The 1,470-nt window shown below is 69.9% G+C and carries 1 protein-coding gene; it reads right to left on the reverse strand.

Translation table 11 applies throughout. The features are described from left to right. Positions 1-1,470: ATP-dependent DNA helicase RecG (gene recG, locus AC097L_RS24100; RefSeq protein ID WP_479589256.1), on the reverse strand; the 1,470-nt coding region annotated here is incomplete at both ends.

Consider the following 1,470-nt stretch of genomic DNA (forward strand, 5'->3'; position numbering starts at 1 on the left):
GGCCTTGCCGCCCAGCCAGCGCAGCACGTGCTGCTCGGCCAGGTGGGGGTGGCGGTCCAGCATCTGCGGGGCCAGGGCGCGGGCCCATTCCAATAGGTCGGCATCGGTTTCCAGGTCGGCAAAGCGCAAGAGCGGTGCACCCGACTGGCGGGCACCGAGGAACTCGCCGGGGCCGCGGATTTCCAGGTCGCGGCGGGCGATCTCGAAGCCGTCGTTCGTCTCGGCCATGGCCTGCAGGCGGGCGCGGGCGATCTGGCCCAGGCGCGGCGCGTCGCCGGTGGAGTACAGCAGCACGCAGGCCGAGGCCGCCGCGCCCCGCCCCACCCGGCCCCGCAGCTGGTGCAACTGGCTCAGGCCAAAGCGCTCGGCGTGCTCTATGACCATCAGCGAGGCATTGGGCACGTCCACGCCGACCTCGATCACGGTGGTGCTGACCAGCAGGCCCATGGTCCCCTCGGTGAACAGCGCCATCACGGCCTTCTTCTCGGCCACCGGCATGCGGGAATGCAGCAGGCCGATCAACACGCCGGGCAAGGCTTCGCTCAACGCGGCATGCGTTTCGGTGGCGTTGCGCAGGTCCAGGGCTTCGCTTTCTTCGATCAGCGGGCAAACCCAGTAGATCTGGCGGCCCTGGGCGATCTGGGCGCGGATGCGCTCTATCACCTCGTCGCGGCGCGCATCATTGATGACCTTGGTGACGATGGGCGTGCGGCCCGGCGGCAGCTCGTCGATGGTGGACACGTCCAGATCCGCGTAGTAGCTCATGGCCAGGGTGCGCGGGATGGGGGTGGCGGTCATCATCAGCAGGTGGGGCTCCAGCGCGCCATCGACCATCTTGCTGCGCAGGGCCAGGCGCTGGGCCACGCCGAAGCGGTGCTGCTCGTCGATCAGGGCCAGGGCCAGGTTTTTGAACACCACTTTCTCCTGGATCACGGCGTGGGTGCCCACCACCAGGGCGGCTTCGCCACTGGCGATTTTTTCCAGCATTTCGCGGCGCTGCTTGGTCTTTTGGCTGCCGGTGAGCCAGGCCACGCATTTGCCCAGCGGGGCCAGCAGCGGCTCCAGCCAGGCGACGAGCTTGCGGAAGTGCTGGTCGGCCAGGATTTCGGTGGGGGCCATCAGCGCGCATTGCCAGCCTGTGTCCATCGCCGTGCAGGCGGCCAGCGCAGCGACCACGGTTTTGCCCGAACCGACGTCGCCCTGCAGCAGGCGGTTCATGGGAATGGGCAGGGCCAGGTCGGCGGCAATCTCGGCCCCCACGCGCTGCTGGGCGGCGGTCAAGGCGAAGGGCAGCGCGGCGCGCAGGCCATCGAGCAGGCCGCCATCCTGCGCGGCCAGGGGCGGGGCCTGCAGCAGGTCGCGCGCGCGCTTGGCCTGGAGCTGCGAGAGCTGCTGGGCCAGCAGCTCCTCGGCCTTCAGGCGCTGCCAGGCGGGGTGGCTGCGGTCTTCCAGCGCGGCCAGCGACACGTC

The organism is Rhodoferax sp. RT5P35 (genome assembly GCF_056521385.1).